The following is a 7457-nucleotide window of genomic DNA, read 5'->3' on the forward strand; positions in this document are numbered from 1 at the left end:
GCCGCCGGGGGCGGCGTGGGAGGGGCCCCCTGAGGGGCTTCCTGGGTCTCCGCCCGGAGCACCAGCAACCCATGGGGCCCCAGCGCGGCCGACTCGCAGCCGACCTCCAGCTTCACCTGTCCGGCCAGCGCCCGGTCCTCGATGTTGTAGACGAGCAGGACCGGGTAGGTCTCCGACAGCTCGCACGCCTCGCCCGTCTGGCAGACCGTGACCTTCCCCACGAAGACGTTGTCCTGGAAGTCCCCCGTCAGGACCTGCTCGGCACCTGACAGATTGCAGGGCCCTCCGGCCGGCGCCGTGCCGACCAGGTGGTCCGCGTCCGTGCGCAACTCCACCGGACCGAAGGCATCTCCTCTGAAGGGGCCGTTGACGGCCGGGCCCGCCCACGCGAATCCGGAGGCGAGGCAGACAACCGCCGCGAGAGCCAATGTTGTGGTCGGGGGCGACATGTCAGGGGTCCCGGCATCATAGAAGTCCACCGGGTCGGTTGTAAACGCGCGAGGACGGCTTGACCGCACGCTTCTCCGTCCTTATCATTTTCCCAGAACGCCCTGGGATTTCCCAGTGATTCTAGGCACTTGTCTTAAGATTTTGTGGTAAAAGGTCTGTTCCCTGCGGGGTTCGTGATGCCCAGCAGAAATTCGAACCGATACGTCCATTCCGGGGTCCGTTTCGGTCGCCATGTGCAAGCCCTCCCCCTCACGGGGATGAGGGAAGCCTGCGGTGACATGATTTCGGTCCCCACCTGACTTCTGAGGGTTCAATGGACGCTGGACACACGGCTCGGCGGGGGACTCTTTCTTGGGGAGCGGCGGCGGTGAGCGAGACTGCGGTGGATACGGTGGCGGCGGCGGCGGAGAAGAAGGTATCGCTTCGTGAGGAACTGACGGCGCGCCGCAAGGCGATGACCAATGACCTCATCGATGAGCGAGGCCTCAAGGTGCAGTCTCGATTCCTGGCATCTCCCTACTATCAGAAGGCACGCACGGTGGCGCTCTACGCCCCCATCCGGGGCGAAGTACCCACCCGGGACATCCTCATCGCGGCCCTGCAGGACGAGAAGATCGTCTGCTATCCGCTGTCCCATGTGCACGGGCGCATCCTGGCCTTCCGGGCCATCAAGTCGGAGAGTGAATTGGAGCCGGGGCGCCTGGGCGTCCGGGAACCCACCAACTCCTCGGACCTGATCGCGGTGGACCAGATCGACCTGTTCGTGGTCCCGGGACTGGGTTTCAGCCCGGATGGCAAGCGGCTGGGGCGCGGGGGCGGCTACTACGACGCCACCCTCAAGGCCGCCAGCGCGCGCAGCCGTCGGGTGGGTCTGGCCTTCAACGACCAGATCGTCCAGGCGCTGCCCACCACGAGTGACGACGTGGACATGGACCAGGTCGTCACGGAGAGCCAGACCCTGCGCGGCCTGTACCGCGACTGGGACTTCCTGGACACCTGACGCAAGGCAGGCAGGGAACATCACCCGGGCGGGGCGGATGCGAAGTCCCGCCCTGCCTGGAGCCTTTCGGGTAGTGTCCGCGGCGCCATGAACCCGGACGCACTGCGCAAGGCGACTCCCGAAGAGCAGTATGAAGAAGTGACTCGCGGCACCGTGGATTTGCAGGTGCCGGAGGACCTCAAGAAGAAGCTCCAGCGCTCGTACGACAAGGGCAAGCCGCTCGTCATCAAGGCGGGCTTCGACCCCAGCCGTCCCGACCTGCACCTGGGCCACTCGCTCCTGTTGACGCGCATGCGGCGCTTCCAGGAGTTCGGCCACACGGTGGTGTTCCTCATCGGTGACTTCACGGCGCTCATCGGCGACCCCACCGGGAAGAACACGACGCGCCCGGCGCTCACCCGCGACGAGGTGAAGGTCAACTCGGAGACCTACAAGCAGCAGGTCTTCAAGGTGTTGGATCCCGACAAGACGGTGGTGAAGTTCAACTCCGAGTGGCTCGACGCGCTGGGCACCGAGGGGATGATTCGCCTGGCCTCGCGCTACTCCGTGCAGCGCATGCTGGAGCGCGACGACTTCAAGACGCGCTACCGGGAGAACCGCTCCATCTCGCTGCACGAGTTCCTCTACCCGCTCTTGCAGGGCCACGACTCCGTGGCGCTGAAGGCGGACGTGGAGCTGGGCGCGACGGATCAGCTCTTCAACCTGGGCGTGGGCCGGCAGCTCATGAAGGACGAGGGCCTGGAGCCGCAGGTCATCATGACGGGCCCCATCCTGGAGGGCCTGGACGCGAAGCTCGTCGACGGCGTCATCGTCGGCGACAAGATGTCCAAGAGCCTGGACAACTACGTGGGCATCGACGAGCCGGCGGACAGCATCTTCGGCAAGTTGATGAGCATCACCGACGACCTGATGTGGCGGTACTACAAGCTGCTGTCGTCGCTGCCGCTCAAGAAGGTCCTGGAGATGGAGGAGCAGACGAAGTCCGGCGCGCTCCACCCGAAGGCGGCGAAGGTCGCGTTCGCGCAGGAGATGGCCGCGCGCTTCCAGGGCGAGGAGGCCGGGCGCAAGGCGGCCGAGGACTTCGAGAAGCGCTTCGCCAAGAAGGAGCTGTCCACGGAGGAGCTGCCGCTCGTGGAGGTGTCGCTCGCGGGCGCGGAGAAGCTGCCGGTGACGAAGCTGCTGCCGGAGACGAAGCTCGTGGCCTCCGCCACCGAGGCGCGCAAGCTGATGGCCCAGGGCGGCGTCCGGGTGAACGGCGAGAAGGTCACCGACCCCAAGGCGGAGCTGGGGGCCGGCGAGTACACCGTGCAGGTGGGCAAGCTGAAGGTGGCGCGGGTGAAGCTGGCCTGACGCCGTGGCCTCCGGGGGCCTTCCGCTTCAGGGCTTGGAAGGCTCCTTCAAGAGGCCGCCCTCGTACAGCGCGGCAGAGCGCTGGACGATGAACGCGTGGGGCAGCAGCTTCATCATCGTGGCGAGGAAGCGATTGAGGAGGCCGGGCACGGCCAGCTCGCGGCGGCGCACGAGCGCCTCCACGGCGATGCGCGCACAGGCGTCCGCGGACATGATGCCCAGGTCACCGGCCTTGAACTTCCGGTCCAACCCCGACAGCGACAGCATCTCCGTGGCGATGCCGCCCGGCGCGAAGACGGTGACGGAGACGCCCGTCTTGCGCAGCTCGTGGGCCAGCCCGCGCCCGAAGCTGATCACGAACGACTTCGTCGCCGCGTAGGTCGCCTGGTACGGCAGCGGCGAGAAGCCCGCCATGCTGGCGACGAGCATCAACGCCCCCTCCCCGCGCCGCACGAAGTCCGCGGCGAAGCGTTGGGACAGCTGCACCACGCTGGTGACGTTGGTGGCGAGCATCGTGTCGAACGACTCGGCGGGCTGCTCCAGCACCCGGCCGTAGAAGGTGACGCCCGCGTTGAGGATGACACCGTCGACGGCGCGCCCCTCCACCGCGGCCGCGTGCACGCGCTCGGCCTCACCGGGACGCGTGAGGTCCGCGACGAGGGGCAGCACCCGCACCCCGTGCGCGCCCTCCAGCTCCGCCTTGAGCGCGAGCAGCCGGTCTTCACGGCGCGCGACGGCGATGATGTGGGCGCCGTGCTCCTTCGCGAGCAGCCGGGCCATCTCCAACCCCAGGCCGGACGACGCGCCGGTAATGAGCACCCAGCGACCGCGGAAATTCATCGGTTTCATATCGGGCGTCCTTATTCTCCGAGTGCCGCCGTGCGCAACCGGCGAACTGCGGCCCCCGGGCGGTCCTGTTAGAGTCCCGCGCACCATGCGCCTCTCCAGGTCGCTCGCCTGCTTCTTCCTGGCCCTCTCCGTGGCCCCCTCCGTCTGGGCTGGAGGCGGCGTCTTCGTCTCCGACGAACGCGTGGACGCGGTGGAGCAGCCCGAGTCCTCCAAGGTCGTCTTCGCCGTGGAGCCGGGCGTCACCTATCCGCTCATGAAGAAGGGCGGCCCGGCCCGAGCGTGGTGCAAGTTGCAGGGCCCCAAGGCGGAGGGCTGGGTGCTCTGCGAGGGCACCCCCACGGAGGCCATCGCGCGGGCGCCCGGCACGTCGGCCCTCGTCGAAGCGGACCACGCCAACACGCGCCAGCAGCAGGCGGCCCGGGGCGGAGGGGCCGCGCCGGCCTCGCCTTCCGACGACGACGACACGAACACCGTCGTGGTCCAGACGCCCGCCGGCCGCGCCGCCGCGCCCGCACCGGGCCCCGCGAAGGGCGACGCACCGGCCTGCGCGAGCACCTGCGAGAACGCCCCCCTCTTCTCCAAGGCCCCGGCGCTGTCCGCGCTGGACCGCGAGGTGCTGGACCTGTGCCCCGCGCGCCCCGACGCGAGCGTGAGCGCGGGAGACGTGCAGCGCTTCTTCGCGAAGCACTACGACGACGCCCGGGTGCAGCGCGCGCTGTCCGCGGCGGGACGGCCCGGGGCGGGCTCCCGGCAGGCGAACCTGGAGTGGCTCACGAGCCTCTGGGTGAGCACCGGCCCGCGCAACGCCTTCACCCACGTCTTCTGCGGCGATGACTGGCAGCGGGGCCCCATTGGCGGGCTCCACTTCCTGCCGCGCTACGCGCAGCTCGAGGCCGAAGGAAAGGTCTGCTACCTGGGCCCCGGCAAGGGCGCTGAAGCGCTGCGCGGCGAGCAGTACCTCATCCGCTTCCAGGGAGTGTCACCCTGGTCCTGCGGCGTGAAGCGGCTCGGTGGCTTCTCGAAGACGCAGGACGCGGTCTCCATCGCCGCCATCGGGACGCGCGCGTTCGCCCGCTGCTGCGCCCGGGGTGGGGCGAAGAAGGAGGGCGGCGTGTACTCGGCGCCGGACATCGGGGGCGGGAACTGGCGCATCTGGTGCGGCACGCGCAACGGCACGTACGGCATCGCCACGCTGCACCCGACCGACGAAGCCGCCACCTGCGCGGAGTAGCGGGACGCGGGCCGACGCCCCGAAGGAACGCCGGCCCCCTGCCCCACCCGCGCGCTACTGCGCCTTGCCCACGGTGAGCACCGCGCCCGTGGAGTACGCGGTGAACTCCGGCGCGTACATGGACTGCACCGTCGCAGGCCCCACGCGGAAGGTGCCCGCGAGGTTGGCGCGCAGCCGGTACTTGAACGTGTACTCGCCCACCGGGAGCGCCTCGAAGAAGAAGTTCGTCCCCGAGTCGCGCGTCTCCTCGTACCAGACGATGCCCAGGTCCCACTTGTGGCGGGACACCGCGTTCTCCGGCTCCAGGCCCGCGGCGCGCGGGTCGCGCAGGTGCACGTACTCGGCCGCGTGCTTCGTGCGCAGGGACAGCTGCACCTCCACCTCGTCGCCGGGGTGGAGCGGCGCGCCCTCCGCCAGGGGACGCAGCAGCGTCTGGTTGCCTTCACGCAGGCGCAGGAAGTAGCGACGCGAGACGTTGAAGAAGTCCCCGCGCTCCTCCTTGGGCAGCTCCTCCGTGGAGAAGTGCCACGTCGCGGAGGCGAAGGCGAAGCCCGGCGTCGTCTTCTCCACCACCGTCGTCGCCGTGTCGGCCTTCACCTCCGGCCCGGTCAGCACCACCTGGTTCTTCTTCCCCGTGTACACCTCCGGCGAGAAGACCATCGGGACGACCTTGGGGCCCACCGTGACCTTCAGCTCCTCGCGCACACCCAGGGCCCCTTCGGCCTCCAGGTAGTTCACCAGCGCGTAGAGCGCCTCCGCCGTGGCGCGCGTGGACTTCCAGTGGCCCAGCTTCTTGTCCAGGAGCAGCCACTGCACCAGCCCCTCGCGGCGAGGGTCCTTGGGGCGCAGCTCCGACAGCGTACGCAGCGCGAAGGCGTGCGTCTCCGTGGTGTCGTTGTACCAGAGCCAGCTGCGGTCCTCGGCGGCCCAGAAGGTGCCCTGGTCCTCCGTCGTCTTCGCGGAGTCCATCACGCTGTCCCAGACCTTCAGCGCGTCCTTCGTCCGCTTCGAGCGGTGCAGCGTGAGCGCCAGGTAGCCCTTGAGGTACGGCGAGTGTTCCTTCCAGTGCTTGAAGGAGAAGTCGAGCATGCGCTGCCGGTCGGCCGCCGTGAGCGCGTCGCCCGTGTAGCGCGCGTCGGGATACGAGGACGCCACGAAGTTGAGGAACGTGAGGAACTCCCACCCCTGGTTCTTCTTCATCAGCTTGTTCGCGTAGTCGTCCCGGAACTGCTTGCCCAGGTACGTCCACGCCCGCTGCGTCATCTCCGGAGGCACCTGCACGCCGTGCTCCATCGCGCGCGACAGGCCGTGCAGGATGTACACGGTCATGTACGGCGACGCGGGGCCGCCCGGCCACCACGGGAAGCCGCCGTCGGCCGTCTGCGCCTTCTTCAGCTTCGCGAGCGACGCCAGGCGCTCCGCCTGCGCCACCTTCGGATCCAGCACGCGCACCAGGTCGTCCGGTGACTCCCGGCCGCCCTTCGCGTCGGTGAGCCAGGGCGTCTCCTCCAGCGTCATCTTCCGGTTCGGATCCACCGCGTCCCACGTCTCGAAGCGCGTGGGCCGCTGGCTCAGCTCCTTCGCCATCTTCGCCACGGCCGGGTGTTTTTCATAAAGGCTGGCGACGATGCCGGAGGACACGAAGCGGTTGAGCGTCTGCTCCGTGCACTCATAGGGGTAGTTCACCAGGTACGGCAGGGCCTGGAGCACCGAGTAGAAGAGCTGCGCGTCCACCGTGACGACGAGCTGCTCGTTCACCCGCGTGGGGTCGTCCGAGCGCTTCAGGTCATCGAACGTCAGCGTCTTGCGGTCCTGGTTGCGCAGCGTCACGAAGCGCGACTGCGCCAGGTGCATGCGCCCGGGGAGCACCGGCAGCGGCCGCAGCTCTCCGTCACTGAAGCTGTCCGTCTTCGCGACCACGCGGAAGGCCACCGGCCCCACGCGCGCGGGCGTGGTGACGGGGAAGCGCAGGTGCGTCCCCTTCCCCGGCGCCACCGTGAAGGCCTGCACGGCCGTCTTCACGCCGAACTCCGACAGCAGGCTCTTCTGCGTGTCCGGATCCACGATGTCGAAGGTGAGCTGTCCCTGCTGGGGCTTCGTGCTCGCGTTGTTGACCACGACCTCCAGCTCCGCGCGGTCGCCCTCGCGCAGGAAGCGCGGCAGGTACGGCCGCACCATCAGCTCCTTCACGCTGCGGGTGGTGCGCTGCACCGAGCCGCCGCGCAGATCGCGCGTGAGCGCGTGCGCCCAGACACTCCACGCCGTCACCGAATCCGGCACGGTGAACTCCAGCACCGCCGCGCCGTCCGGCCCGGTGAGGAGCTGCGGAATCCAGAACGCCGTCTCCGCGAAGTTCGAGCGCAGCGGCTCTGTCGGTTCAGCCGCATCGCCTCCGCCCTTGATGATCTGGATGACCTCCCGCCGCTTCTGCTCCAGCTGCGGCTTGGGGGCAGCCGCGCTGGGGGATGGCGGAGGCGGAGGCGGCGGCGGCGCGCCAGGAGCACGCTCCTCCTCCGACTCGTCACGAGGGGGCGACCGGGAGACCGCCGCGCGCAACCGCCCCGTCGAGCCATATCC

At 69.1% G+C, this 7457-nt stretch carries 5 protein-coding genes, 1 other RNA gene and 1 pseudogene; 4 read left to right on the forward strand and 3 right to left on the reverse strand.

Annotated elements, in window-relative coordinates:
• Positions 1-335: pseudogene (locus D7V93_RS32910) on the reverse strand (tetratricopeptide repeat protein); the annotation flags it as partial.
• Between the two features lie 271 nt (positions 336-606).
• Between D7V93_RS32910 and ssrS the strand changes: the two are divergent.
• The 3 genes from ssrS (at position 607) to tyrS (ending at position 2800) form a co-directional block, all read left to right on the forward strand.
• Positions 607-797, forward strand: a non-coding RNA gene (ssrS, locus tag D7V93_RS32915) — 6S RNA.
• 20 nt (positions 798-817) lie between these two features.
• Positions 818-1450, forward strand: a complete 633-nt coding sequence (locus D7V93_RS32920) for a 5-formyltetrahydrofolate cyclo-ligase (RefSeq protein WP_120647151.1) — start codon at positions 818-820, stop codon at positions 1448-1450.
• An 87-nt stretch (positions 1451-1537) separates the two neighbouring features.
• On the forward strand, positions 1538-2800 hold the full coding sequence (tyrS, locus tag D7V93_RS32925) for a tyrosine--tRNA ligase (RefSeq protein ID WP_120647152.1): 1263 nt from the start codon (positions 1538-1540) through the stop codon (positions 2798-2800).
• A 27-nt stretch (positions 2801-2827) separates the two neighbouring features.
• Here the strand turns inward: tyrS and D7V93_RS32930 are convergent, their stop codons facing one another.
• Positions 2828-3649 carry an SDR family NAD(P)-dependent oxidoreductase gene (locus D7V93_RS32930; RefSeq protein ID WP_120647153.1) on the reverse strand — a complete coding sequence of 274 codons (822 nt, stop codon included), beginning with the start codon at positions 3647-3649 and terminating at the stop codon, positions 2828-2830.
• 85 nt (positions 3650-3734) lie between these two features.
• Between D7V93_RS32930 and D7V93_RS32935 the strand changes: the two genes are divergently transcribed.
• Positions 3735-4880, forward strand: coding sequence for an EndoU domain-containing protein (locus D7V93_RS32935; RefSeq protein ID WP_120647154.1), 1146 nt, complete (start codon positions 3735-3737; stop codon positions 4878-4880).
• A gap of 54 nt (positions 4881-4934) precedes the next feature.
• Here D7V93_RS32935 and D7V93_RS32940 read toward each other — a convergent pair.
• The coding region (locus D7V93_RS32940; RefSeq protein ID WP_279636971.1) for an alpha-2-macroglobulin family protein at positions 4935-7457 on the reverse strand (2523 nt) is incomplete at its 5' end.

This window comes from Corallococcus llansteffanensis, from assembly GCF_003612055.1.
Taxonomy (GTDB): Bacteria; Myxococcota; Myxococcia; order Myxococcales; family Myxococcaceae; genus Corallococcus; species Corallococcus llansteffanensis.